The sequence below is a fragment of the Lysinibacillus sp. NPDC093197 genome, assembly GCF_044754025.1.
GTDB lineage: Bacteria > Bacillota > Bacilli > Bacillales_A > Planococcaceae > Lysinibacillus.
Genome location: NZ_JBIVOH010000002.1, coordinates 176,974 through 202,030 on the forward strand (window position 1 = coordinate 176,974; position 25,057 = coordinate 202,030).

24 protein-coding genes are annotated in these 25,057 nt (G+C 35.7%); 4 read left to right on the forward strand and 20 right to left on the reverse strand.

Features of this window, described 5'->3' with window-relative positions:
- Position 1: 1 nt before the first annotated feature.
- The 10 genes from ACIP9G_RS06780 to ACIP9G_RS06825 all read right to left on the reverse strand — a co-directional run bounded on the left by ACIP9G_RS06780 (position 2) and on the right by ACIP9G_RS06825 (position 10,714).
- Positions 2 to 1,612, reverse strand: a complete 1,611-nt coding sequence (locus ACIP9G_RS06780) for an ABC transporter substrate-binding protein (protein ID WP_340824804.1) — start codon at positions 1,610 to 1,612, stop codon at positions 2 to 4.
- A gap of 36 nt (positions 1,613 to 1,648) precedes the next feature.
- Positions 1,649 to 2,425 carry a DUF1684 domain-containing protein gene (locus tag ACIP9G_RS06785; RefSeq protein WP_401018456.1) on the reverse strand — a complete coding sequence of 259 codons (777 nt, stop codon included), beginning with the start codon at positions 2,423 to 2,425 and terminating at the stop codon, positions 1,649 to 1,651.
- 6 nt (positions 2,426 to 2,431) lie between these two features.
- Positions 2,432 to 3,289 carry an alpha/beta fold hydrolase gene (locus tag ACIP9G_RS06790; RefSeq protein WP_401018458.1) on the reverse strand — a complete coding sequence of 286 codons (858 nt, stop codon included), beginning with the start codon at positions 3,287 to 3,289 and terminating at the stop codon, positions 2,432 to 2,434.
- 363 nt (positions 3,290 to 3,652) lie between these two features.
- Positions 3,653 to 4,639, reverse strand: a complete 987-nt coding sequence (locus tag ACIP9G_RS06795) for an Rpn family recombination-promoting nuclease/putative transposase (protein WP_401018459.1) — start codon at positions 4,637 to 4,639, stop codon at positions 3,653 to 3,655.
- A 519-nt stretch (positions 4,640 to 5,158) separates the two neighbouring features.
- Positions 5,159 to 6,340, reverse strand: a complete 1,182-nt coding sequence (locus ACIP9G_RS06800) for a thiolase family protein (protein ID WP_401018461.1) — start codon at positions 6,338 to 6,340, stop codon at positions 5,159 to 5,161.
- A 17-nt stretch (positions 6,341 to 6,357) separates the two neighbouring features.
- Positions 6,358 to 7,104, reverse strand: coding sequence for a 3-hydroxybutyrate dehydrogenase (locus ACIP9G_RS06805; protein ID WP_340824811.1), 747 nt, complete (start codon positions 7,102 to 7,104; stop codon positions 6,358 to 6,360).
- A complete protein-coding gene (locus ACIP9G_RS06810; RefSeq protein ID WP_401018462.1) occupies positions 7,097 to 8,053 on the reverse strand; it encodes a 3-hydroxyacyl-CoA dehydrogenase family protein in 957 nt (318 codons plus the stop codon). The genes ACIP9G_RS06805 and ACIP9G_RS06810 overlap by 8 nt, the downstream gene beginning before the upstream one ends.
- 19 nt (positions 8,054 to 8,072) lie before the next feature.
- Positions 8,073 to 9,383: a GntP family permease gene (locus tag ACIP9G_RS06815; RefSeq protein ID WP_340824814.1), complete on the reverse strand. Its 1,311-nt coding sequence runs from the start codon at positions 9,381 to 9,383 to the stop codon at positions 8,073 to 8,075.
- A 16-nt stretch (positions 9,384 to 9,399) separates the two neighbouring features.
- Positions 9,400 to 10,044 (reverse strand): CoA-transferase, encoded by a 645-nt coding sequence (locus ACIP9G_RS06820; protein ID WP_401018464.1) that lies wholly within the window; start codon positions 10,042 to 10,044, stop codon positions 9,400 to 9,402.
- Positions 10,028 to 10,714, reverse strand: coding sequence for a CoA transferase subunit A (locus ACIP9G_RS06825; protein WP_401018466.1), 687 nt, complete (start codon positions 10,712 to 10,714; stop codon positions 10,028 to 10,030). Before ACIP9G_RS06825 ends, ACIP9G_RS06820 begins: the two co-directional genes overlap by 17 nt.
- A gap of 105 nt (positions 10,715 to 10,819) precedes the next feature.
- On the opposite strand from ACIP9G_RS06825, the gene ACIP9G_RS06830 reads away from it, so the two are divergent.
- The gene (locus ACIP9G_RS06830; protein WP_401018467.1) at positions 10,820 to 11,419 is read left to right on the forward strand and encodes a TetR/AcrR family transcriptional regulator; all 600 of its coding nucleotides are present in this window, start codon (positions 10,820 to 10,822) and stop codon (positions 11,417 to 11,419) included.
- Positions 11,420 to 11,615: 196 nt separating this feature from the next.
- Here ACIP9G_RS06830 and ACIP9G_RS06835 read toward each other — a convergent pair whose 3' ends face one another.
- From ACIP9G_RS06835 to ACIP9G_RS06870, 8 genes are all read right to left on the reverse strand, one after another.
- A complete protein-coding gene (locus ACIP9G_RS06835; protein ID WP_340824820.1) occupies positions 11,616 to 12,314 on the reverse strand; it encodes a YczE/YyaS/YitT family protein in 699 nt (232 codons plus the stop codon).
- 184 nt (positions 12,315 to 12,498) lie between these two features.
- On the reverse strand, positions 12,499 to 14,226 hold the full coding sequence (locus ACIP9G_RS06840) for an amidohydrolase family protein (RefSeq protein ID WP_401018468.1): 1,728 nt from the start codon (positions 14,224 to 14,226) through the stop codon (positions 12,499 to 12,501).
- A gap of 264 nt (positions 14,227 to 14,490) precedes the next feature.
- Positions 14,491 to 15,468, reverse strand: coding sequence for a LacI family DNA-binding transcriptional regulator (locus ACIP9G_RS06845; RefSeq protein WP_401018470.1), 978 nt, complete (start codon positions 15,466 to 15,468; stop codon positions 14,491 to 14,493).
- Between the two features lie 332 nt (positions 15,469 to 15,800).
- Positions 15,801 to 16,970 (reverse strand): toxic anion resistance protein, encoded by a 1,170-nt coding sequence (locus tag ACIP9G_RS06850; RefSeq protein WP_401018471.1) that lies wholly within the window; start codon positions 16,968 to 16,970, stop codon positions 15,801 to 15,803.
- 550 nt (positions 16,971 to 17,520) lie between these two features.
- Positions 17,521 to 18,762 carry an ABC transporter permease gene (locus tag ACIP9G_RS06855; protein ID WP_340824824.1) on the reverse strand — a complete coding sequence of 414 codons (1,242 nt, stop codon included), beginning with the start codon at positions 18,760 to 18,762 and terminating at the stop codon, positions 17,521 to 17,523.
- Positions 18,749 to 19,654 carry an ABC transporter ATP-binding protein gene (locus ACIP9G_RS06860; protein ID WP_401018473.1) on the reverse strand — a complete coding sequence of 302 codons (906 nt, stop codon included), beginning with the start codon at positions 19,652 to 19,654 and terminating at the stop codon, positions 18,749 to 18,751. Before ACIP9G_RS06860 ends, ACIP9G_RS06855 begins: the two co-directional genes overlap by 14 nt.
- 11 nt (positions 19,655 to 19,665) lie before the next feature.
- Positions 19,666 to 20,196, reverse strand: a complete 531-nt coding sequence (locus ACIP9G_RS06865; RefSeq protein ID WP_401018474.1) for a DUF2812 domain-containing protein — start codon at positions 20,194 to 20,196, stop codon at positions 19,666 to 19,668.
- Positions 20,197 to 20,223: 27 nt separating this feature from the next.
- Complete coding sequence (locus ACIP9G_RS06870) at positions 20,224 to 20,544, reverse strand: PadR family transcriptional regulator (protein ID WP_340824830.1); 321 nt, start codon at positions 20,542 to 20,544, stop codon at positions 20,224 to 20,226.
- A gap of 180 nt (positions 20,545 to 20,724) precedes the next feature.
- Here ACIP9G_RS06870 and ACIP9G_RS06875 point away from each other — a divergent pair, with 180 nt between their 5' ends.
- Together ACIP9G_RS06875 and ACIP9G_RS06880 are read left to right on the forward strand one after the other, a co-directional pair.
- A complete protein-coding gene (locus tag ACIP9G_RS06875; protein WP_340824832.1) occupies positions 20,725 to 21,306 on the forward strand; it encodes a TetR/AcrR family transcriptional regulator in 582 nt (193 codons plus the stop codon).
- Between the two features lie 52 nt (positions 21,307 to 21,358).
- Positions 21,359 to 22,558, forward strand: coding sequence for a YhgE/Pip domain-containing protein (locus ACIP9G_RS06880; protein WP_401018477.1), 1,200 nt, complete (start codon positions 21,359 to 21,361; stop codon positions 22,556 to 22,558).
- Positions 22,559 to 22,711: 153 nt separating this feature from the next.
- On the opposite strand, the gene ACIP9G_RS06885 is transcribed toward ACIP9G_RS06880, so the two are convergent.
- Positions 22,712 to 23,290: a TetR/AcrR family transcriptional regulator gene (locus ACIP9G_RS06885; RefSeq protein WP_401018478.1), complete on the reverse strand. Its 579-nt coding sequence runs from the start codon at positions 23,288 to 23,290 to the stop codon at positions 22,712 to 22,714.
- A 229-nt stretch (positions 23,291 to 23,519) separates the two neighbouring features.
- Between ACIP9G_RS06885 and ACIP9G_RS06890 the strand changes: the two genes are divergently transcribed.
- Positions 23,520 to 24,278, forward strand: coding sequence for an SDR family oxidoreductase (locus ACIP9G_RS06890; RefSeq protein WP_401018479.1), 759 nt, complete (start codon positions 23,520 to 23,522; stop codon positions 24,276 to 24,278).
- A gap of 53 nt (positions 24,279 to 24,331) precedes the next feature.
- On the opposite strand, the gene ACIP9G_RS06895 is transcribed toward ACIP9G_RS06890, so the two are convergent.
- Positions 24,332 to 24,964: a LysE family translocator gene (locus ACIP9G_RS06895; RefSeq protein ID WP_340824838.1), complete on the reverse strand. Its 633-nt coding sequence runs from the start codon at positions 24,962 to 24,964 to the stop codon at positions 24,332 to 24,334.
- Between the last annotated feature and the right edge of the window lie 93 nt (positions 24,965 to 25,057).

Below are 25,057 nucleotides of genomic sequence, written 5' to 3' on the forward strand. Positions count from 1 at the left end.
TTTATTTAACAGTCCACTCGTGTACGTTAATGAACATACCGAAGTCGCTTGGTGTAGCGCCTTGAACTCGTTTATTAACTGCGCCTAATGCTGTTGTAGCATAAATTGATGGCATTGGTACTTCTTGTTGTGTTATTTCTTGTAATTCACCGTATAACGCTTTAATTTTCACTTCATCTACTTCAGTCGCTAATGCAGCTAAAATTTCATTGACACGTGCATTGTTATAAGCGTTTGGATTACCTTCTCCTAAGAAGTAAGCAATATCCGGAAGTGGGTTAATTGGTGTAATGGATACTGTTAAAATCGCTAAATCATACTTCTGACTTACGATTTCATCGATAATTGTACCGAAATCCATCATTTGGATTTCAGCTGTAATACCTGCCTCTCGTAGGTTTTCTACGATGATGTTTGCAGCTTGCTCTAACGTTGCATCACCTGATAATACAGCTAATTTCAACTTTTTGCTTGAATCCCATCTAGACTCAGCTAATAATTGTTTTGCTTTTTCTAGGTCATACTTAACTGGTTTCATACCTTCATTTAAGTACGGGCTATTGCTTGGGAAGAAGCCATCCGTTACTTCACCAGCACCTTTTAATAAATTATCAATAATTAACTGACGGTTCATAGCATATGAAATCGCTTGACGTTGCTTCACATCTGGCACAACGTTTTCATTAATATACATATATTGTGTAGCTAATGGCTCACCATAAGCCGTGTTTAATGTATCTAAACCTTGCACATTTGCATAATCTGAAACGGGAATAACACCTGCTGAAGGGATATTCATATCAATTTCACCGCTCTTTAATTGAGCAGCAATTTGATTCCCTTGTAATACTTTAAAGTTTAATTGATCTAATGTAGAAGCACCTTTGAAGTAATCTTTATTTGGTACCATTTCTACAAAATGTGCACGATCCATTTTTGAAATGATAAATGGACCAGAAGTTACTGTTGGGTTTTGCATGAAATCACTTGCATTTAGCTCTTCAACTGCAAGTGTTTCAAGTTGTGCCTTCGGTAATGTTAGTAAATAACGACCTACTGTATCTTGGAAGATGGATAATGTCGTTGGTTTTTTAGTTTTAATTTGAATTGTATCTTCGTCTACTTTTGTAACGCCTGAAATAGAAGTGGAACCTTGTGGTAAGTAACCACTATCATCTAAGCCTTCAACAATTGCAAACATATAAGCATAGTTTGACGCCACAACAGGGTTTGCCATTAATTCCAATGTAAAGATTACGTCATCGGTTGTAATATCTGTGCCATCTGTCCATTTAGCTTCTTTGTTTAAATTAATTGTAAATGTTTGATTATTTTCTGTTGTAATAGAATCAGCTAGCATTGGCTGATAGTTTAATTTTGAATCTAAATCAACTAATGGTAAAAATAATAAATTTGAAACATAAGTAGAAACTAATCCACTAGGTTGTAATGGATTAATGTTGCTAGCTGGATACGTAACACCGATATTAATAACATTTTTATCGCTGCTCTTCCCTTCAGAAGAAGATTTATCGTTACCACAAGCTGCTAAAACAACTAGTACTACCATTGTTAATAACGCTAACATAACCTTTTTTGAGTTTTTGAACATTGCTATTTCTCCTATTTCTCTAATTTAGATGCTTTATTATGAATCCAATGAAATGATTTGCTTTTCGCCTGCCTTCACTTTACTTTGAATGCGATTGCTCATAGGTGGCATCGGACAGTTAAAGTAAGGTGAAAATGCGCATGGCGGTAAAAAGGCTTTATTAAAATCAAGAAGCACTGTATCATCGTCTAATAGTTCGATGATTAACATACGACCCATACCGTATGTTTCGTTACCACTTGTTGCATCTTGGAAAATAATAATTGAGTGTAGTCCAGATTGAAAAGGTCGTAATCTATATAGCGCTCCGCCAATTTCCACTTCAATAACACCTATTGATTCATGAATACGCGCTGCACGATTGTCATCTCCCGTGTGAGAAAACTCAATTATCGCATCATCTTTGATAAGCTTTCCATTATAAATTGCTTGTTCGTTCAATTCGTACGAATCAATATGACTAAACGTTTGAAGTGCAGAGCTGTTTTCATCCCAAATGGCTAGTAAATGCATAGAGCCTGGCTGACTTGTAGCCATTGCAGAAATGCCGTTAGTAGTTTGAACGATAGTTTCATCCGCAATAATATTCACCATACCTTCCACTAGCACACCGTTTATAAATAATTGGTCTTCAGCTAATGCCGTTAAGGTAAGACCTGGTACAGATGGGTTTGTCGGCTTCCAGCTTCCAGCAATTTGTTTAACTGTTGTTTCACTCGTTAACTCATGCATTGCGATTAAACTTAAATCGCCTTGTGCTCCCGTTACTTCTAAATGACGTTGTTTATGCCAGGCTTGTAATGTGGTATGCATCTTGAATCAGTCCTTTAATAAAAATTCTCGTACTACGATTAAGAAGTCTCCATGCTCTTCGATGAATGGCATATGCCCACTCTCTTCAAATACAGTTAATTGCGAATTTTTAATTAATGAATGCATTACTTCTGACTGTGTTAACGGTGTAATCCAATCGTGACGGCCCGCTACAATTAATGTAGGCACTTCAAGGTTGGCAATTTGTGAGCGTACATCGTATTGTGGCATTAAATGTTTGAACGTATAGTTTGTAATTTCTAAGGAACCGATTGGACGACTTCCTGTATCGCCACCTAGTTCTTCCTGATAGTTGTACCAGTATAAATCCCAGCAAATATCCCACCATTGAATTAAATGATCGTCGTCACGGATGTTACCTTCAAATAACTCTGGAATAGTTTGAATTTGTTTTTCCGTTCCAATTCGTTGTGCAAACTCTTTAGCTTCCTTATAGAATTCATAGCTTGGTGCAGTATTAATTAATAAGAGCTTACTCACTGATTGCGGGTAGCGCGTAGCAAATACTTGGGCAATCATCCCACCGAAAGAATGGCCTAGCACAGCAACTTTTTCTAAGCCTAAATAATTGCGTAACGCTTCGATATCATCTGCTAACTGATCAAATGTTGCTGTCGTTACATCTACACGCTCTGATTGACCATTGCATCTTTGATCTAAATAAACAATCTGATAGAATTCTGATAGTGGCGTTAACCATGGCTTGAAATCAGAGTGATCACTACCTGGTCCACCATGTACGGCAATAAGTACTGGTTTTTTCACCATTTTTGGTCCTACCGGAATATACCCTGAACCTTCTACGTCAAAATAAATTTTCGTTCCATTTATCGCAGCAAACATTATTTTCCCCACTTTATCAAATAAATTTTATTTATATAATTATTAAAACTACTTTGTTATTATCTTAATTCCTATTTGTTTAGTCAAGTTTTTTGTTAAGAGAAATACTATTACAAATAATAGAGTAAAAGTGAATAAAATTATAGTTATTTTTTCATAAATTACTACTGATTATGCTTAAATAACATGTTTTCACTTAGGTGGAATTAGTTTTACACTCGTTGGTAACAATTCGAAGGGTAAAACATGAGATTAAAAGATATTATCTAAAGATAAAATAATTTAACTGCAAAATATGAAGATTTTCAAAAAAATATAAAAAAGCTCAAATAACTAGTAAGTTATTTGAGCTTAATTTATCTATCATTCTACATCCTGTCTTAACACTTGAATTTCTTCAAACGTTAAACTTGTTAACTCCATAATCTCTTCATTGCTATTTCCTTTTACTATCATCTTTCTTGCAATGGCTTTTATACCTTCTTGAATGCCTTTTTGCATTCCTTCTTGAATGCCTTCTTGCATTCCCTTTTCAATCCCTGCTTGTTCTGCATGGTATTTTGCATCTTCTAATGTTGCCACTTCGTCAATCATAAATTTGACTCGTGATTCGTACGCTATAATGGATTCTGGATCTTGACTTAGTTCTTCCCACGCTTCAAACGCTTCACGTAAGTTTCTGTCTTTCATCGCTAATTCCTCCAATACTTTATAAATATCTTCATATACTTTCTGCTTGCGACCATCTACCATAACAAGCAATAGCAACCATTTTACGATTATATCTTCAATAGGATTTAGTTCTTCCATTAGCCAAGCCTTTAAAAATTTATTCATTTCTATAAAATGAATTTCTAAAACATCATCTGATTTTTGTACACGCTGTAAAGTCTTATCTTCATATAAATGATACGTACTATGATAATGAGCAATATCTTTGAACAATGTAAAATCACAAATATTTATAGTAATGGTTGGATTCAGTGTATAATAACCTTTTCCTTTTTGTAACTGCAAATTATACAGCCTTGACCAATAAAATAAAGTTCGTTTGAACATGTCATTTTTATTCGCTAATTGTATTTCTATATTAATTATATCTTCTTTTTCTGTTTTTACGACAATATCTAAGCGGGATTGTTTATCCTCTTTATACTCCCCACCTACTTCATGGTTGATAAACGTTATTTCTTTTATTTTGTTGCTACCTGTCCAGTTTAATATAGCATTCAGAAAAACAATTGTTAGTTGTTTATTTCGTTCACTACCAAAAAGATGCTTAAAAGCAAAATCAATCTTTAAATCCATTAGGTTTTTTAGTGGTATTCGACTAAGAACTTGATACTTCATTACTCATCAACTCCTGTCTTAAATATTATATCCTGCTTCTAATACTATTTTTATTAGTCTATTTAGTTTTGTTTAACTGTGACATTCGTCAATTTTTTTATTGTTCATCGTTCTTCTCATTCACAAACGAGTAAAAAATTGCTCACATCACTGATTGCTTTGTTTAAAATCATCACCTTGTTATGTGATAATCATTCTCATTTATTATATCGTAATGAGAAAATCCATTCTTGTCAAAATAAAAAACACCCTGTTTATTTGCAAGGAGCACTAGCTTAAATACACCACTAAATTTCAATAGTAAATAGCAGCATAGACTATATTGGAAATATACTGTTATCGCGATTCTATTATCAAAAATATCTACAAAAAAATCATCATATCTCTTAGAATGCTAAGAGATATGATGATTTTTAAACAAACTTTCCTGTAAAATAAAATCTTTTTACTTCTATTAATACGCACTATAAGTTTTTAGATGTTAGAAACCCCCAAGCAGTGTGAATTCATATTGCACTACTACACTGTTGGATTTTCTAGTAAAATAGCAATGCCTTGTCCGCCGCCAATGCATAAGCTTGCTACGCCGTATCTAACGCCTCGTTTTTGCATTTCTAATGCAAGCGAGTAAGTAATACGTGCACCACTTGCACCGACTGGATGCCCAAGTGCTACTGCTCCGCCATTGACATTCACTTTTTCTTGATCAATACCTAACTCCTTTAAAACTGCTAATGACTGTGCAGCGAATGCTTCATTTAGTTCAAACAATCCGATATCTTCTAATGTTAAATTTACTTTTTTCAATAATTTACGAATCGCTGGAGCTGGGCCAATTCCCATAATTGTTGGATCAACACCTGCCGTTGCGGAAGTGACGATTTTTGCTAATGGCTTTAACTGATGCTCCTGTAAGTAAGCTTCCGATACAAGAACGATTGCTGCGGCACCGTCATTAATACCACTTGCGTTCCCTGCTGATACTGAGCCGTCTTTTTTAAATGCCGGTTTTAGTTTTGCTAGGGCTTCCATCGAAATCTCCTCGCGTATATGTTCATCCTCAGTTATCTCAATCATACCTTTACGTGTCTTTACTAATACTGGTGCAATTTCCTCTGCAAAACGACCTGAACGACGAGCTTCCGCTGCACGTTTATGTGAGTTGTAGGAGAACTCATCTTGTTCTTCACGTGATATTTCATATTTCTCCGCTAAGTTTTCAGCCGTCATCCCCATACCACATCCTGCGACCTCATCATATAAAGTCGCCCACAACATATCTTCTACGATTGGTGCTTTATTAGGCGATCCAAAGCGTGTACCTCGTAATACTTGAGGTGCTTGGCTCATATTTTCTGTACCTCCAGCAATTGCCGCTTGAATATTTCCAAGTTCAATTTCTTGTGCTGCTGAAACAATTGCTTGTAAGCCCGACCCACATAAACGATTAACTGTAAGTGCAGTACTATCCTCCGATAAACCACTTTTTAATCCGATGTGTCGCGCTAAATATGCCGAAGAACTTGTTGTTTGAATGATATTACCAAACACAATTTCTTCAATCTGATTTGCCATAAGTCCTGAACGTTTTAATGCTTCTTTTACAACGACAACACCGAGATCGATATCAGTTGTATTAGCAAAGGCACCTCCAAAAGAACCAAATGCTGTTCTACTACCATTTACAATATATGCTGACATGGTTAATCCCCCTTTTTTTACATCCCACCCGAAACATTAAGTGCTTCGCCAGTTATAGCCGTTGCATGTTTTGAAGAAATGAAGTATACACTATCTGCAATTTCTTCAGCTGTAATAAAACGTTGCATTGCTTGCTTCGGATATACAATTTCAGTTAATGCCTCTGCTTCAGTCATACCTCTACTTTCTTCAAGATCTTTTAATTGTTTCACAAGTAAAGGTGTTTTCACTGGTCCAGGTAGAATAGCATTTACCGTAATCCCATGCGCGGCACCTTCAAGTGATGCTACACGTGTTAAACCAATTACACCGTGCTTTGCTGCAACATATGCCACTTTTTCGGGTGTTGCTAGTTCACCATGAACCGAAGAAATATTAACTATCCGACCATGTTTTTGCTTTTTCATATACGGGAATACATATTTCGTCATTAAGAACGGTCCTTTTAGCATGACACTTTGAAGTAAATCCCACTGATCTTCTGGAAAATCTTCAATTCTAGCACGGTATTGTAAGCCCGCATTATTCACTAGCACATGGAGTTCGTGATTTTCACAAATACGATTTATTACTTGCTGAACTGAATTTGTATTTGAAACATCTAACTCAACTGCTTCAACCTTCCCTGGATATAAGTCAGCTACTGCCTGTGCAGCTTCTAACTTTACATCGGCAGCGAATACGTAATCTCCTTCAGTGACAAACTTCTCCACCATTGCTGATCCTAGACCTCCACCTGCACCAGTCACTAAAATATTACGCATGTTCAATCCCCCTTTGAATAGTAGTAAATGTTTTTAGTTGTTGAATTAATGACCGATCACGCTCGATTACGTATTCATCTAAACCTTTTCCAGGATATTCAAAGAAACCTTTAGAAGCTTTGACACCTAGGTAGCCTTGTTCAGTTTTATCCTTAATCACACTATACGAGCGAACCTTAGATTCAATTGCTGGCTGTAATTGATCCAATACTATGCCCCAAACATCCAATCCACCAAAATCGATAATTTTCAATAAACCACTTGAGGCAAATCGGAAACCTGGACCTGCGAATATTGCCTTTTCTAAATCCTGTTCTGACACAACACCGTCTTCTAACAATGCTAATGCTTCACGTGCTAACGCTACTTGAATACGATTTGCTACTAAGCCTGGTACTTCAACACGAACTTTAATTGTCACTTTGCCCACTTTTTTCATTAATGCGTCAACTTCATCGTATGTCTCTTGCTTAGTATCAGGACCTTTAAGCAGCTCCACAAGCGGTACAATATGCGCAGGGTTAAAAAAATGTGTTAACATCACTTTATCTTTTCGCTTCTCTACATAACGAACGATTTCTGAAAGTTTTAAGCTTGAAGTATTTGATGTTAAAATTGTATGATCAGCACAAACCTCATCAAGCTGCTTAAAAATTTTCTGCTTAAGCTCAAGATTTTCCGTGGCAGATTCTATGACTAAATCACAATCAGCAAGCTCTTCTATTTTTGTAGTAAATGTTAAACGATCAACAATCGTTTTATCCGAATCTTCGAACACTGTCCCCTCTTCCCTGAAAATTGTCAGATACGTATTCAGTTTTTCACTAGCTAATCGTAGAGATTCTTCGTTAATATCTTGTAAAACAACAGGTATTCCATTCGTGATAAATTGAAAAGCAATACCAAATCCCATTGTTCCAGATCCTATAACCCCAATTTTTTGAATCATCTTCCTTCCCCCTTAAGTATTAATATAATAAAATTGCTGCTATTAGCATTGGAATACTTGCAATTAATGGTGCAATAACCGAAACGACAAAGATATGTTTATAGGCATCCTTATGGGTTAACTTTGAAGCTACTAAAATTGTAATAACAGCCCCATTATGTGGTAGCGAGTCTAGACCGCCCGAAGCAATTGCGGCTACTCTATGCATTGCATCAGGATTTAACCCCATTTTCAAGTAAGTCGATGATAGCGCTTCCATTGCAATTCCTAGCCCACCACTTGAAGATCCAGTAATTCCAGCAAGTGCTGTAGTTGCTAGGAAAAGTGAAATAAGCGGACTACCTGGAATTTGCGCCATTGCTTCATTAAAAATACTGAAACCAGTAGTAATCGCTATTACCGAACCATATCCAACATCCGCACTCGTATTAATAATTGGCAGTACCGCTGATACAGCGCCTTCGTTAAGTGTATTTTTCTTGACTTCAATGTATTTCCAGAACAATACCGTTGTTAATAATACAACGCCCATTAGCGTGTAAATGATTTCAACCTTGAAGATATTCAGAGCGATTAACAAGGCAATTGGCGGAATTAAACTCAAAAATGCATTTGGTAATGAACGGCCCTCGTAAATATCTTTAATACCATCTTTGCCATTATTATCTGGGTTTGTCATACCTGCATAAGTTTCCTTGCGTTGTTCTGAACGTTTTAACGCAAATTTCATATACCATAGGTTTATCGCAATAACAAAAACGGCTGCGATAATCCCTAATAATGGAGCTGCTGTAACCGTTGTACCAAGGTAGTTTGTTGGGATAATGTTCTGTACAGAAGGGGTTCCTGGTAACATCGTCATTGTAAAGGTCCCAATCCCTGTAAAAAACGCTGCCATAAATAGATGCCACGGAATATCTAACTCTTTGAATAATGGCTTTGCTATTGGTAATACTGCGAAAATAACTACGAATAAACTTATACCTCCATACGTTAAGAACGCACAGATAACCATAATTGCTACTAACACTTTATATTTACTATCTTTTCCGATAATTCGAAGTAAAAGATTGGCGATTTGACGAGCCGCTCCACTATCATCCATTAGCTTACCGAACATTGCTGCAAATAAAAAAATTAGAAAATAATTTCGAACGTAATTGATAAAACCAGTCATGTACGTTTCTTGGAACGTTTCTAAAATTGGAAACCCATTCGTCACCATAACGAATAAACTTACAACTGGAGCAATAATGATAATACTAAATCCTCTTAGTGCTAATACGATTAATAATATTAATGAAATTGTAATCGTAATTAAACTCCACATAGGCTTCCTCCTTCAATTAGATACTAATTTTTCGTTTTAATGGTAATCCAATGCGTGATTCTAATTCTTCAAATGTTAAATCCCCATAAATATCCTTAATGAAAATCTCACCATTTTGGAATAAAAAGTTCGCATACTCCGTAACAAGTTGATTAACACGACGCTCACCGCTAGAATCCAACGTTAAAGTTTCTACAAGTTTAGAAGAACCATTTTTGGTGAAAAGGGTACTTGCTACAATTACCTTCTTCGCACCAGCGACTAAATCCATTGCGCCACCGACACCTAAAATGGGTTGATTCGGTACAGACCAGTTCGCAATTTCGCCATAACGATCAATCTCCAATGCGCCTAGAACAGCTACATCCACATGTTTCCCTCGTATCATCGCAAATGAGAAAGCGCTATCAAAAAAAGCTGCTTCTGGCGTAATTGTGACAGGAGCTTTCCCGGCATCTATTAAATCTATATCTTGCTCATTTTCATGAGGCGGTGGCCCCATGCCAATTAAGCCATTTTCAGTTTGGAAATATATCTTTTTATCATCAATATATTTTGAGACTAGCGTTGGAATTCCCACGCCTAGGTTGACTACATCGCCATCTTTTAGCTCACTTGCAATATGCATTGCAATTATTTCACGACTACTTAGCTTCAACATAGGCCCCCCCTTGTTTGATGTACTTACTTTCAATAACGTAATCTACAAAAATATGGGGTGTTATAATTTCCTCAGGATTTAGCTCCCCTATTTCAACGATTTCATCGACTTCCACAATGACTGTTTCTGCAGCCGTTGCCATTATCGGATTAAAGTTTCTTGCAGTTGTGTGATAAACCAAATTGCCCGCTTTATCGGCTTTCGCGGCTTTAATGAGGGCAATATCCCCTTTGATTGCCTTCTCAAATAAATAACGAACACCATCAATCTCTCGAACTTCCTTTCCTTCTGCTAGTCTTGTTCCAACACCTGTTGGCGTATAAAAACCACCGATGCCAGCACCCCCACTACGAATTGCCTCTGCTAAAGTACCTTGGGGCATTAAATCAATTTTTAAATTTCCCATTGACCAAGCCATTATAGCTTCTTTGTTAATCGTGAAAAATGAACCAATTGCTTTATCGATTTTTCCTGCCTCGAACACTTTATAAAGACCTTTCCCTTCATCCCCAAGATTATTGCTGACAACTTCATAATTTCCTGCCTCAAACTTCGCAACAGCATCTAATAATGTTAACGGTGTACCAGAAATGCCAAACCCTCCTACTAATAGACGCATAGAATCCTTAAACAAAAATTCTAGCTCTTCAGCTTTTCTCAGCTTTTCCATTTTTATTATCACTCCTTATTAGACTAGACTATAGTCTGATGATATAATGAGAATAAATAATAGTCAAACATTTTAGAAAATTCTTTCTTTAAGGAGCGAAACATAATGGATTTAGAGAATAAAACAACAAAAGGCATTCAAACACAACTTCATATCATGACTGTAGCACTTGAATTATTTAAAACGCTTGGCTACGATAATGTTTCTGTGGATCGAATTGTCAAGGAAAGTAAAACATCAAAGGGGTCCTTTTATCAACATTTCCCATCTAAATCAAGCATTTTTATGATGCGTTTTATGGAAATGGACAAAAGCTATGTACATATCTATGAGGAATTGAAGCAACAATATACTTTAGCAATAGAACGACTGGAAGCCTTCTGTCTAGCTGTATTCCGTTGTATTGAGGAAGAGATGGGAAAGGATTTAATGCGGGTTATATACTCCGCAGCCATCATAAGTAATGAGCATACTTTTTTCACAAATGAAAATCGTAAACTGTATGTCATTCTTCACCAAATAATTGAAGAAGGAAAAGAAGATCATTCAATTCGACACTTTGATTCTACGGAAAAATTTTTTCAGATGATTGTACAAAGTTTGATGGGAGCCATTTATTATTGGGGTTTGCAGTTAGATAATGCAAAATTAGAGGATTTAGGAAAACCCTTAATAAAACAACTCATAACAAGTCTTCGAAACTAGCTAAAAAATTAAAAAAACAGAGCCTATGAAGAAAAATAAATCTTATATTAGAAATCCATTAGCTTTTAAATAGTTATGCCGATATTGACATGCATTTGCTAATATTTTCAGTAAAGCCGTTGGATCATAATAAAAAACTCCTCAAAATTAAGCTGCTTTGGGGAGTTAGTTTATGTTTATTATTTTTGCAATTGAATTATTTTGCTATCGGTTGAGTAATTTCAAATCCTTTTTTTTCCTTATTTCTTTTGTACATGTAAGTAAATAGTTTAATATATTGTCCAACAAGTATAGCGTTTAAAACTGTGCCTTCTCGAATAAACATAATTTTACCTGCTAAAATAAGACCGAAGATTAGTGCTAAAGCAAGTAAAGTCAAATCAAAGCACGTTTTAACATTCCCCCATTTAAATCCAGTCCTTAGTTGAACAGCATTAACGAAATTATCAATAGGCATTAGAACAACTTTAGATTGAAGCATAAGGAATACACCAAAAGCTAAAAATGCATCTCCAATAACAAGTGTTAAAAATTTCGTCCAATACTCAGGAAGATTGAGGTAAGTAAATGTAAGAGATAGATTGAAATCTAAAAAAACTGCAAATATCGCCGAAGCAACAAGCCCCATAATATGGTATAACTTAAAACCCTTTCTGTAGACTAAAAATGCCAACACTAACATGATACACTCTAAAATGAAATTTGCCTTTCCCTGTGTTAACCAATCAAAATGCACAACAAAAACTCTTTGAAAGGCACTTTGAGGTGAAATGCCAATCCCCGCTGTTATTGCTAAACTAACACCAATTGACAATATATATATTCCAATGATATATACAATCCATCTTTTTATTAAACTGTTTTTATCGGATTTTAAAACGCTTTCATTTTGCATAAAAATCCTCCCTTTACCCCTTGTGAAATTTTATAGTATTGCCAATCATGTAAATCTTGAGTGGAACATTTAGCACTAGTGCCTCTTGGTAGAAAATAATTTTCTCACCGCACATGTATCATTAAAATGTTTCTCTAAACAGCCTAAATAAGGTGTAAGTAATATGCACAGGATTTATTGAGTCTTATTTCATGATGCGGAAACGATGCAGAGAAATAAACAAACTTAAAAGTTTATTCACTACCGGCTCCCCTTCGTTGCGGTTACCCATTTCTTCCAAAGCTGCATCAATGGCGTCAGCACTATTGGTTAATTCATCCACATTCATATTAGCCATGGCGCCATAAATTTCAAGAGGCATCACACTTTTAATCGCTTTATCGTCTGATACAATACATGCTCCAGAATATTTATCAACTTCTTTTGCACAGAAGCACATCTCTTCACTTTCCTGTCCAACTACAACGAAATATGGTGATGGCGCTGACCAGAAAGTTGCTACTGCACCATGTTCGATATAAACACCTTTAAATAATCCATTTACAACATGGCGTTTTCCATCTGCATATCGTTGGATAACAGACAGGCGGCTTAATTTCTCACCTTGATATTCCGGAATAATCTTGCCATTTACTATTGGCACCCAAATTTCTTGGTAAAACTTTTCATGACCTCGCCCATATACATCAAATAAATAGACTTTTGCTTTTGTCCCATCTTCGGAAACTTCAAAAGGTACAATGTCTAACTCAGCCGGTGTTAAGTCCTCTAACCCCTGTACACCCTCCGTACACATGGAAGAGTAGTCTATCTCGATTTTCTTTAATAATTTTTTGTCTTGTGCAATCAATTCACCATCTTTAAATACATAAAGTGGATTTATTTTCGATAAGCTGTCTGTCAATACAATGTCTGCAAAACGCCCAGGTGTTAAAGATCCAATTTTATCTTCCATGTGGTAGGATTTGGCTGTATTTAATGTTGCCATTTTAATAGCTTTTATCGGGCTGATCCCCATCTCCGTACAGAGTGAGATAATCCAATCCATATGCCCCATCTTAAGTAACCTTTCAATTGAGATATTATCCGTACATAACATAAAATTATCGGTTGGAAATTTACGGTCTACAATGGAACGAAGCAATGTTTTTATTACTTCACTGCTCCCTACACCAAACTTAATTTGGGTTGGAAAACCGTAACGAATACTTTTCTCAATATCGTCCCCATTCCAAACATCATGATTATTGGATGTACCAATGGCAGGTAAATAATTTAAGATCATATCTGGAAGAGCAGTCAAGCCCCAATGCCCGTTCATAAATCCCCCTTTTTCTCTTACCCAGGAAGCCTTCAGGAAGTCATCCTCATCCCCCTTACTATAAGTAAAATGTTCAAATTCGCCTAGCCCGATTACTGGCTCCATATTTAAGACTTCCTCCGTTACCGATGCTGCTACTTTCTTTCCAGGGGCAAATGCATATAATCTGTAGGGCAATTTTTCATAATCACGGAATAGACCTTGAGCCGCTCTTACCCCATCCTCACCAGCTGCACTTAGAAGATCTAAGGTTTCAGCAAATATTGTCGTTGTTCCATTAGGGACCATTGCTTCGCCCAAGGCTACTGGATGAGCCAGCTGAGATTCAAAATGCAAATGTGCATCTATTAATCCTGGAATAGCGTATAGCCCTTGTCCATCAAATACTTCTTTTACTTTAGCGATTGATTCATCTGGATTTAGAGCTACAATACGCTTATCATAGATTAGTAAAGACCCTTGATAGACCGTTTCCCCATGCACATCCAAAATATTTACATTTTGTATAAGCAGATCTGCTTCCATTCTACCGTTTAAAATCTCGTAAATATCCCGGACTTTCTCAAGATGATTCGTCTCTTTTTGTTTCATAGTTCGTACTCCCTTTCGTTATATATTGATGTTTTATAAGAAGAGCAGTGCTCTTAACCTATCGAAAATAACTTATTAGTTAAACGATTAACTAAATAGATGTATTTCTTTTGTTAATCGTTTAACCACGTTGGTACATTAACTTTAAGATAAATTGGTTAAACGTTTAACTAATTTAGAAAATCTTTTTAATAAATGAAAATAGTTAAACGTTTAACCAATAGTTCCTTATATTTGCTTCTATTTAAATTTATCTTACAAAAATCATGAAGATTTCCGTTCAACAATAAACGGTTCTAATATAGTTACTGGTTCAAACTTTTCTTTTTGAATTTCGCTCAGAATAATCTCAGCACTTCTTATGCCTAATTCCTGGTTCTGCAAATCTACACAAGTTAGCTCAGGTGTAGAAATTTGTGACAATAGAGAATTCCCCAAACTCAAAACAGCAAGATCCTCACATATCCGAACATTATGATGTACTAATGCCTTAGTTAAATAAACTGCACTCAATTCATTAAGTACAAATGCACCATCAATATTGTTTTCAAGAAGAATTGGCACACAATCTTTTGATAAATTCATATGATCGTCGATTTCTATAATTAAAGGCTTTTGCTCATACTTGCTTGCTTGACTAATTCCTTCCAAGAATAATTCAAGTACATCGTTAGGCAACTTTTTATGAACTAAAGCTAATTTATTTTTACCTTTTGAAAATAGATATTCTGCCCCTATCCTACCTGCTTTGGTTAAATCCGGATACACTAATGGAAAACCGGAGTACGGAATACATCTATTTGTAAAGACAACAGGAATACCACATTCTAAAAAACTAGGAATATTATCTTTAAATGATAGGTCAGAAAATAACCCAATAATGATAATTCCAGCTACCATATTTTCACGCATAAGTTGTAGTATTTCATTTTCACTTAAATTTAAATTGTCTACTTCATAAATAAATAAATTATAATGATGTTTTCCTAAAGTTTGACTAATTCCAGAAGTGATCTCAGAATAATAAAGACTATTAATCTTTGGTAAGATTACCGCAACATTCGTAGTTTCCTTACGCTTTAATGCTTTTGCAACTACATTTGGTACATATCCCAGTTCTTTAATGGCGAGTTGGATTCTTTCCTCTGTTTCTTTTTTCACAACAATATTTTGGTTTAAATATCTAGAAACGGTACAAGCGCTTACATTAGCGTGTTCTGCAATATCTTTCAGAGTTGTCATATCAAATCTCCTTGCCTTTAGTTAAACGTTTTAGTAAATCGTTTAACCTTCTATAAAAACAAAATATCATGTTAATAACTTAATTGCAAGAAAATTCTGTGCATTATTCCAAAATAGTTGTAACTTTGAATGCATTTTTTGCACTTAAAGTTACTCGTCAGACTCACTATATGAAAATATAATGTTGTACTTATTAAGTAGTAGTATTCCCCAAAATATAGCAAGATTTTTTAAGTGCAATGGAATCATCTCAAGTTCAATAAATATTTAATAAAAAAAGACTATCAACAAACTCCATATGTTTTCGAGTTTGATGACAGTCTATGCAATCATTACATTTTTTTTAATTTTTCATATTCAAGCTGTAATTTTTCGATACGTTTGCGGCCTTCCTCGCGGTTTCTCGCAGTTTCTGCTTGAATTTGCTTTGTTTCTTGAATACCTGCCATAATTGTTTGCCATGTTGTTTCAATAGTTTCGATTTTAATGCTTGGGCTACCAGCAGCACGTGCAATATTGACACTGTTTTTGCTAATGTTTTCTGCATTGCGCACAAGCATTTCATTTGTGCGGCGATCCAGTTCACTCATTGAATCTGAGATAAGCTTTTGGCGCTTTAATGTTACTGCGTGGATTAAACCTTGTTTAAAAATTGGAATAGTCGTTACAAATGCAGAGTTTATTTTACCGATTAGATGATTATTACCTTGCTGCATTAAGCGAATTTGTGGTGCAGATTGGAACGATACTTGCTGTGCCATTTCTAAATCATAACGTCGTTGCTCAAGTAATTCTACAGCACGTTGCATCGTTTCAAATTCCATTGCAGCTAGTTGGTCACCTGTTTGCGCTTTTTGCTCTAACATTGGTAATGCAGCACGAACTTCATCTGCCTTTACTTCAATCGCCGCAACAAATTTACTTAATGTTTGGAAATAATCTAAGTTTTGGTCGTATAAGTTTTCCAAATCGATAGTATTACGTTTCATTTCAACTTCATACTTTTGAATTTCACGATAAATTACATCAACTTCTTTATTCATGCTGTCATATTTAGATAAAAATCTTTCTAATTGTTCTTTTCCTTTGCTAAACAGCTTTGTAAGAAAGCCCGCTTTTTTCTGTTCTGCAAAATCTTGCGGATCGAATTTATCCATCACTTTATTTAAATTATTTAACAATACACTGGATTCTTCCAGCTTACTAGCTCTCATTGTTGCCAGCATTTTATCTGAAAATGTAGAAATGCCATTCGCCGTTTCTTTTCCTAGCTCTAACATAGCGATTTGGTCTTTTACATCAATTTTTTGAGCAAGTGCATGAACCTCTGGATCCTTCTTTAAAGCAAGCTGATTTTGAGCAATTTGTGATAGTTCTTGCTCAGAAATCAATGTCGGTGTTTGCAATGGTTCAGCTTGCATTAATGGGTTAGGTTGTAGTAGTGGTTTTTCAGTTGCGAATGGATCTTTTGATTTAAATAGGTCATTGTTCATTTCAGACATAAGTAATACCCCCTGCGATTAATCTCTTCTATTACATACGATTAGTAGATGAAAAAGTTTCATCTGTTTTAGCAATACACGTTCGATTTAGTTAAAGTTTCGGTCTAATGGGCAGTTTAAATGCGTAGAATTTAGCTCTTTCACAGAGCAGTCCATCATTCCTTCTCCTCAAATTATAGCCTGTTTGAACTAAAAATTCGACTGAATCTTCAATTCGCCTTACATCTTTTCTAAAAATTAGTATATTGATGTCGAAAACAGCCATATCCCAATAGCTGTCAGACTGTAAGCAATAGCTTAGAGCACTCATCTACTTTAACCATGTTGCATTTATAAAAGTTACTCCGTTTCCTTTGAGTGCAGGTTAGTAGTACCAATTATTTCAGTTAATTATACACGTTGATTAGCGTGGCAAGCGTGACACTTCAGCAGGAACAGACAAGCTTAAAATTAGTTGCAGCCATGTCTGCGCTAAGGGAGTGATTAGAACGGGAATTACCGTTTTCTTTATTTAAAAAAGCAGCTACTTTTAAATAGCTGCTTTCCATCATTATGTTGTTACTTTTAATACCGTTTTGAACTTTTGAATCACGCCGCCTGTACTATATGTTAAGACGCTACGTTTGTAGAATGATAAGCTAAATAAATATGCAACAATAATTGTCACTACTAAAATGCCAAGTGATAGTAAAGGCTCAATCATACCTATATCTGTCGCTCCAATACGCATTGGCATCACCATACCCGATGTGAAAGGAATATAAGAGAAAACTTTAATAATAATTGTATCGGGATTACCAATTCCCGAAAGCATTACATAAAAGCCAATTAAGGTAATCATCATTGCAGGCATTAGCACTTGACCTGCTTCCTCTACTTTAGACACCAATGAGCCGAATAATGCGCCAACAATCAAGTATAAAACAATTGTTAACAGTAAAAACAGGATTGCATAAAGCACATATCCAAGCGATAATTCCTTAACAATACTTGCTGCCATTTCCCAAATAACGCCGTCTTTCGCGAACTTTGCATAGAAAAGGAAGACAACTGCAATAATCGCCATTTGTGTCATTGCAAGTAGCAGGACACCTGCAATTTTTGCTTTAAAATGCGTGGCAGGTTTCACACTTACTAATAGCATTTCCATAGCGCGTGAGCCTTTTTCAGAAGCAATTTCAGTTGTAATCATCGATAAGAATGTGGAAATAAAGAAGTAAATTAAAATGCCGACAGCATAGGATACCCATAGCCCTGATTGTTTCTCTTCCTCACTTTTTCCACCAGTAGTTTCTTCATTTAAATTTTTATTTGAAATAATCGTTTTGGCAGCCATTATTTGAGCTGCCTGCTCTGACGATAGGGATAGTTTTTGTACAGCGTAATGCTGTCCAGCATATTGCAATAAAGAAGATATCGTCGATTGATCATTTAATTTCAAAGGTTTAAACGTTGAAATTTCTGCATGCAACTGACCGTTCTGATCACTCACTTCAACAATAGCAGCAAGTTCCCCATCTTTTACTTTTTGCTCTAACTTCTCTAGATTTGTCTCATCTTGAATAAACGCCATATCACTATTAGACACAAAGATTCCACTTAAATCTGCTGTCGTATCATTAACAATAGCGATTTGCTGTGCTTCATCGTTCCCTGTGAAGAGCTCTTTAATATCTGACCAAAAAATAGCAACAGACATTGCAAGCACGTATAGAAGCGTCATTAAAATAAATGATTTTGATTTCAATTTTGATCTATATAATTGCTTCATTAACAAACTAAACTTCGACAACGCTGCCACCTACCTTATCTTTAAAAATTTCATCCAGTGTTAAATAGTCTAAGCTAAATTTTTCGATGTACTTACCAGCAGATAAACGTTGGAAAATACTTTCTGCATAATGCTCATCCTCAAGCATTAACACTGTTTGCTCTTTTTCCACACGTATGTCTTTAACACCTTCGAGCTGAAGTAACTCCGTAGTAGAATAATCAGTTCGTACAGACAGCTTCGTTTTGCCATACTGTTTCTTTAAATCTAATAAACTGCCGGAAAAAAGTGATACTCCCCGCTTCAGAAGACATAAGTGATCACAAAGTTCTTCGACATTATCCATTTGGTGACTCGAAAATAAAATTGTTGTTCCTTGTTCTTTTAGCAGTAAAATGGCATCTTTCAGTAAATCTTTATTCACTGGGTCAAGACCACTAAATGGCTCATCTAAAATTAAAAATTGTGGTTTATGAATAAAGCTTGCAATTAACTGTACCTTTTGTTGATTTCCTTTAGACAACGTCTCCGCTTTATCTTTGCGTTTTTCTTCTAAATCAAAACGGCTAATCCAGAAATCAATATCCCTCTTAAGCTCTGCTTTTTTCATGCCTCGTAGCTCTCCGAAAAAGTAGAGCTGCTCCTCAACCTTCATTGTTGGGAAAATTCCACGTTCCTCTGGTAAATAACCAAGGACGTCACGGTTTATTGAATTCACAGGCTTTCCATTCCATGATATCGTGCCTGCTGTAGTTTCCTGCAAGTCTAAAATCATACGGAATGTCGTTGTCTTTCCTGCACCATTTTGACCAATTAATCCAAAAATTTCCCCTTTTTCAATCGTGAAATTTAAATTATCAACCGCTGTGAAATCTTTGTATTTTTTTGTGACCTGCTGTAATTGTAATGTCATATTTATCCTCCTTACCCCTCAAATATATGTAAATCATGTTCTAGATGCTTTTTGCGTCTTTGAATTTTTCTAATTGGTACATACATTAAAATCCCTAAAAATACATTTAAAAAACCAAGATTAATAGATATAAACGTTGTTGGAGATGCTGTAAGCCCCGTGAATATATTGAAAAATCCTATTAAAACACTTAGAATGGCAATTGGAATAAACAGCCTACTAATTGATTTTAAATATTTTATTTTAGAAGGTGCATCTGAGTATAATTCAAATGCTCCATCAGCTGCTTCTTTACGATAATATGCCCAAACACCGAATTTAGAAACACATTCAATATTTAACGACTCTAAAAATTCGCAATAATCTTTCTTTTCACCTACTACCAATTCATTACGATAAATATATTTTCCAGGCTCGCCTTGTTCAAATACAAAGAAGCTGATTATATTTCTTCGTAAATGCCATCCTTGTTCGGCCATTTTATTGACCCATTTCTCTTCTTTTTCATAGTCCAGAAAAAAGCGAAATTTAATTTTTTTCATATCAACACCTCTTATAAAAAATGCGTTTTAGGCTTTCCCATTTGTTATACGGATACCATTGTCAAAAAGTTCCCTTAATCGTAAAATTTCATATTCTATTACATTTTTCCCACTTTCCGTAATTATATATTCCTTCTTACGACCATCACCATCTAATGCTTCTATCCATTGTCGTTCCAACAATGTTTTAATAGCGCCATATATCGTACCTGCGCCAAGACGAACACGACCTTTACTCATTTCCTCGACTAATTGCATAATGCCATAGCCATGACGAGCTTCGAATAATGCTAATAAAATATAATAAACACCTTCTGTTAAAGGCGGATATTCCTGTGTTTGTGTCATAAAAAATACCTCCCTCTATATCGCCAAACAATATATCGACTGACGATATAAGTAAAATATATCAGCGCCCGATATAGTTGTCAATGCCAAAACTGGCGAATGATTCTTTTTGAGCTATTGCTAATACAAATCACTCATGTTAATATGTAAGTAATCACTTGCATTGGAGGTTGTATTTTATTGACAACGAAAGAAACAGCAGAACGAATTATTGAAGCAGCCATACAGCTAATAAGTGAAAAGGGCTACACCGCAGCGACAACGAAGGCAATTGCCGACTTAGCACAGGTCAATGAAGTAACGATTTTTCGCCACTTTGGCAATAAACAAGGGATTTTGAAGACCATTGTGGACAGATTTTCTTACAACCCTATTTTGCAAAAAATGATGCATGAAGAGGTTACATGGGATTTAGAAACAGATTTAAACCATTTTTCAATGAAATATTTTGAATATATGATGTCTATAAAGGACCTTGTGATGATTGGCTTTAAGGAATCTATGCAATTTCCAGAAATCAGTAATGAAATAGCTAATGTTCCCCTCATCTTCAAAAATGAGTTAATTCAATATTTTGAGGAGATGCACCATAAAGGGAAAATCCGTGAGGTCAACTATGAAGCCGCTGCACTTTCTCTTATTGCCCTTAATTTCGGTCACTTTATTTCACGCGCTCGATTAGGTACGACCGTTTCTACCCTTCCAACTGAAGAACTGATTAACACAAGTGTTGCAATTTTTTCTAGGGGATTAATTTCCTAGAAAAAATTTTTCTCAGAGGTGCAAGTAAGTACTTACTTATAGGAGGTTTATAATGAAAGGATTACAAGCTTTATTTAAAATTCGCGAAACTTATATTGGTATTGCCGCTACGATTGCATTTCAATTAATATTTTTTTCTATCTGGATGACCGCATACGACGGCATAAGTGATAGAGCAAATAACTTAACGATTGGCTTGATTAGTGAAGATTCAGCTGTTGGTCAAGAAGTCATTAGCGGATTGAAAGAATCATTGCCTTTTGCTACGAAAGAGTTCACCTCGATTAAAAAGGCAGAAAAAGATTTGGATCAGCGACATATAAATATGATTATTCACATACCTGCTGATTTTTCTGCCCAGTTACAGGCTGGAGAAGAAGCTAAAATTATTTATTCCATAAATCAAGCGAACGCAAGCCTTGCCAAAACAATGATGGAGAGCGTAGCAAAGCAAGCTACAGAAGAAGTCAATCATAGCCTGTACCCAGTGCAGCAAGGAGAGATGATAAAGGCATTTTCACAACAGTTTGCACAGCTTCCTTTAGAACAAAATACAGCACTTCAAGTTCAAGATACTGTTGCTTCAACCATTATGGGTGTAAAAGACCGAACAGTTGAATCTACTATTATTAAAACGAATGACGTCAAAGGCTTTGCGGCAAATTTCGTACCGTTAATGGTTATTATTTCATCATTTGTCGGTGCAATGGTGATGATTATGCAACATCAGCAGGCAGCTGAAATCGTACAGCATACTGTTTCGAAATGGTCTTTATTTATTGCTAGACAGCTTGTAAATATTGCCGTTGCTTTTATTCTTCCATTACTAACAATAGGATTGATGCATTTATTTACAATTTCAAGTAACGAAAGCTTTTTCACTATATATCTATTCCAAGCTTTCATGTTTTGGGCTTTTCTATGTTTAGCACAGGTCTTTGTCATTGTATTTGGTAATCTCGGCATGGTCTTTAATATTTGCGCACTTTCCTTACAGCTTGTCACTTCTGGCGTACTCGTTCCGAATGCAATGCTTTCAGACTTTTATCATCGCGTCGCTTCCCTTTTGCCAGCAACTTACGGGGCTGATGGCTATTATACAATAATATTTGGAGGTAGCTCTGAAAGTCTAATTCATAATAGTAGTTCGTTAGCTATTATCATTGCTGTCACACTCGTTGTTGCTACTGTTGCGGTTGCCCTAAAAAGACCTAAAATGGAACAAAAATTAAGCGCAACTACACCGCAATAAAAAAAGGCTAAGCTATAAGAAAAAAAGAGTTAGATTGACTGCTATCAATCTAACTCTTTTTACTATGTTTTACCGGCGATTGGCATGAGTTTATCGGCGATTTCTCCGTGATTACCGGCGATTCCCCTGGATTTACCGGCGTTTTACCGTGGATTACCGGCGATTGTCGTAACTTTCTTCAAAACGTAAAATTGCCGCAAACTGCTGATTTAGTTCACTAGCACTTTCGGCAAAATCATGCCGATACCACTCAATAATCATGCCGATAATTGCATTTGCTTGATAGGCACTATAAAAGTCAGTTGTTATTTTGCCTATTTTATTTTGTGCTAAGTCTCTTTTTAAAAGTGATTGAATTTCATTAAATAACATATAATAATAGGTTAGCGGTACATTTTTTGAAAAGACGATTCGATAAAATCGTTTAAACCGTTCTATATGATGAAAAATTCGAATTGTATTTGGATCCAGCTCATTTTTAATAATGGTCGATGCAGCACGGTATGGTTCCTCATAGGAATTATATAAATCCTCCACAATTTCTTGAAAGTATTCCTCAAACAGCTTCTCTTTTTGTTCATAATGTAAATAAAATGTGCCCCTATTCACTTTTGCTACACGGCATATTTCCGCAATCGAGATATTTTCTAACGGTTTGTCGCTTAACAAAGTAAGCAATGCATTATGTAACGCTTGCTTTGTTTTTACTACCCGCAAATCGTTAACGGTCAAAATTTTCACCCCCATATTAAACAAATAATTTAAATGTGTTGATTACTGAACAGTTCTACGAATTCTGCATATTGAAATCGCTTACATGAGTATTATAATATTTTAATGAACACATGTTCAATACATAATCAGAAGTAGTAGATGCGAGTGTCTATTTATTTCTGGTTAAGCTTTAGGACAAAGTAACTTTGTCCTAAGGAAAATTCGATCTAATAGGAGGTCTTTTGACATGAGATTAGAAGGTAAAGTAGCAATCGTTACAGGTGCAGCTTCAGGTATGGGAAAAGCAATTGCAGAAGGTTATGCAAAAGAAGGTGCTCAAGTTGTTGTATCAGATTTAAATTTAGACGGTGCACAGACTGTTGCTGATGGTATTCAAGCAAATGGCGGCACAGCTATTGCTATACAAACAAATGTTGCTTCGACTGAGGACATGCAACGCTTATTCGATGAAACAAAAAATGCATATGGTAAATTAGATATTTTAGTTAACAATGCGGGCATTATGGATGGAATGGAGCCTGTCGGTGAGATTTCTGACGAGCGTTGGGATAAAGTATTTGCCGTAAACACAACTGCTGTTATGCGTTCAATGCGCATGGCAACAAAGATTTTCCTTGAGCAAGGACATGGTGTTTTCGTTAATAATATTTCTGCTGGCGGATTATACGGTGCTCGTGCTGGTGCTGCCTATACTGCATCCAAACATGCCGTAGTTGGTTTAACAAAAAATACAGCATTTATGTATGCAAACCAAAACATTCGTTGTAATGGTATTGCACCAGGTGCTGTTATGACAAATATCGCTGCATCAATGACTAATATGAGCGAAGTTGGTGCGGCTCGTCAGTCACTAGGATTAGCAATCAATCCACGTGCTGGACAACCCGAAGAAATTGCACAACTTGCTATTTTCTTAGGCTCAGATGAAGCAAGCTTTGTGAATGGACAAATCATTGCCGTTGATGGTGGATGGACTGCTTACTAAGCCTATTTAAAATGCACGCAAAGGAATATACCTTTGCGTGCATTTTTCTCGCTCTATACTTTTTCAGTTGCAATACGTATGCCTATTCCTACTAACATAACACCCGTAATTTTATTAAATATTGCCTGCACCGTCTGTTTCATAAACCATTTTCGAATGACATTCATAACGAGTATCACAATGCCCAACCAAACAATTGATAACGCGATTAAAATGCCTGCTAACACGATTAATTGAGAGTTTATATTAAAATTTGGCTGAATAAATTGAGGCATTAACGTTACATATAATAGCAATGTTTTTGGGTTTAATAGATCAGTCGTAATGCCTTGGGTCATACAGCTAAGCGATACATTTTTTTCTGGATCTTCCTGTAAAGGTCGCTCTTCTTGTAATATCATATTTTGTGCCCTTGCACGCCAAGATTGAATGCCTAAATATATTAAATACGCGGCACCTGCATATTTTATCGCTAAAAATACGACCATTGATTTTGAGATAATCGTAGCTAGGCCAAGTACAGCAAGGGTTGTCCAAACTACAAGAGCAAGAATAATCCCCAACATTGTAAAAAAACCTGCTTTCTTTCCATGGATGATTGTATTTTTTAACACTAGAAGCGAATCCACTCCTGGCACCATCACAATCATCAATGCCACTGCTGTAAACATCCAAATCTCATGCATATGCTCACTCCTTATAACAATACTAAGTATCATTATAAATTAAATTGAATAAATTTTCTGCATATAATATTTTTACAAATAAAAGCACACATC

What these genes read in the sequence shown, in the direction of transcription:
- ACIP9G_RS06800 (WP_401018461.1), bottom strand. Translation starts at nt 6,340, where the DNA reads ATGTCAGCATATATTGTAAATGGTAGTAGAACAGCATTTGGTTCTTTT.
- ACIP9G_RS06890 (WP_401018479.1), top strand. Translation starts at nt 23,520, where the DNA reads ATGAGATTAGAAGGTAAAGTAGCAATCGTTACAGGTGCAGCTTCAGGT.
- ACIP9G_RS06845 (WP_401018470.1), bottom strand. Translation starts at nt 15,468, where the DNA reads ATGACAACTCTGAAAGATATTGCAGAACACGCTAATGTAAGCGCTTGT.
- ACIP9G_RS06850 (WP_401018471.1), bottom strand. Translation starts at nt 16,970, where the DNA reads ATGTCTGAAATGAACAATGACCTATTTAAATCAAAAGATCCATTCGCA.
- ACIP9G_RS06805 (WP_340824811.1), bottom strand. Translation starts at nt 7,104, where the DNA reads ATGCGTAATATTTTAGTGACTGGTGCAGGTGGAGGTCTAGGATCAGCA.
- ACIP9G_RS06785 (WP_401018456.1), bottom strand. Translation starts at nt 2,425, where the DNA reads ATGCATACCACATTACAAGCCTGGCATAAACAACGTCATTTAGAAGTA.
- ACIP9G_RS06895 (WP_340824838.1), bottom strand. Translation starts at nt 24,964, where the DNA reads ATGCATGAGATTTGGATGTTTACAGCAGTGGCATTGATGATTGTGATG.
- ACIP9G_RS06880 (WP_401018477.1), top strand. Translation starts at nt 21,359, where the DNA reads ATGAAAGGATTACAAGCTTTATTTAAAATTCGCGAAACTTATATTGGT.
- ACIP9G_RS06780 (WP_340824804.1), bottom strand. Translation starts at nt 1,612, where the DNA reads ATGTTCAAAAACTCAAAAAAGGTTATGTTAGCGTTATTAACAATGGTA.
- ACIP9G_RS06795 (WP_401018459.1), bottom strand. Translation starts at nt 4,639, where the DNA reads ATGAAGTATCAAGTTCTTAGTCGAATACCACTAAAAAACCTAATGGAT.
- ACIP9G_RS06790 (WP_401018458.1), bottom strand. Translation starts at nt 3,289, where the DNA reads ATGTTTGCTGCGATAAATGGAACGAAAATTTATTTTGACGTAGAAGGT.
- ACIP9G_RS06830 (WP_401018467.1), top strand. Translation starts at nt 10,820, where the DNA reads ATGGATTTAGAGAATAAAACAACAAAAGGCATTCAAACACAACTTCAT.
- ACIP9G_RS06825 (WP_401018466.1), bottom strand. Translation starts at nt 10,714, where the DNA reads ATGGAAAAGCTGAGAAAAGCTGAAGAGCTAGAATTTTTGTTTAAGGAT.
- ACIP9G_RS06840 (WP_401018468.1), bottom strand. Translation starts at nt 14,226, where the DNA reads ATGAAACAAAAAGAGACGAATCATCTTGAGAAAGTCCGGGATATTTAC.
- ACIP9G_RS06835 (WP_340824820.1), bottom strand. Translation starts at nt 12,314, where the DNA reads ATGCAAAATGAAAGCGTTTTAAAATCCGATAAAAACAGTTTAATAAAA.
- ACIP9G_RS06870 (WP_340824830.1), bottom strand. Translation starts at nt 20,544, where the DNA reads ATGACACAAACACAGGAATATCCGCCTTTAACAGAAGGTGTTTATTAT.
- ACIP9G_RS06810 (WP_401018462.1), bottom strand. Translation starts at nt 8,053, where the DNA reads ATGATTCAAAAAATTGGGGTTATAGGATCTGGAACAATGGGATTTGGT.
- ACIP9G_RS06815 (WP_340824814.1), bottom strand. Translation starts at nt 9,383, where the DNA reads ATGTGGAGTTTAATTACGATTACAATTTCATTAATATTATTAATCGTA.
- ACIP9G_RS06820 (WP_401018464.1), bottom strand. Translation starts at nt 10,044, where the DNA reads ATGTTGAAGCTAAGTAGTCGTGAAATAATTGCAATGCATATTGCAAGT.
- ACIP9G_RS06860 (WP_401018473.1), bottom strand. Translation starts at nt 19,654, where the DNA reads ATGACATTACAATTACAGCAGGTCACAAAAAAATACAAAGATTTCACA.
- ACIP9G_RS06865 (WP_401018474.1), bottom strand. Translation starts at nt 20,196, where the DNA reads ATGAAAAAAATTAAATTTCGCTTTTTTCTGGACTATGAAAAAGAAGAG.